A 223-nucleotide genomic window follows, 5' to 3' on the forward strand; every position below is an offset into this window, starting at 1 on the left:
CCCCTCCTTTCCCCCGTAGGGCGTATGCGGTATTAGCAGTCGTTTCCAACTGTTATCCCCCTCGACTGGGCAGATCCCTAGGCATTACTCACCCGTCCGCCGCTCGCCACCCCAGGAGTAAACTCCCTTGTGCTGCCGCTCGACTTGCATGTGTTAGGCCTGCCGCCAGCGTTCAATCTGAGCCATGATCAAACTCTTCAATTAAAAGTTTTTTGTTTAACTC

Annotated in this window: 1 rRNA gene; it reads right to left on the reverse strand. The window is 53.8% G+C overall.

Annotated elements, in window-relative coordinates:
* Positions 1–204, reverse strand: a 16S ribosomal RNA gene (locus tag M0415_RS21400); the annotation flags it as partial.
* Between the last annotated feature and the right edge of the window lie 19 nt (positions 205–223).

This window comes from Shewanella sp. 10B (assembly GCF_023475885.1).
Taxonomy (GTDB): domain Bacteria; phylum Pseudomonadota; class Gammaproteobacteria; order Enterobacterales; family Shewanellaceae; genus Shewanella; species Shewanella mangrovisoli.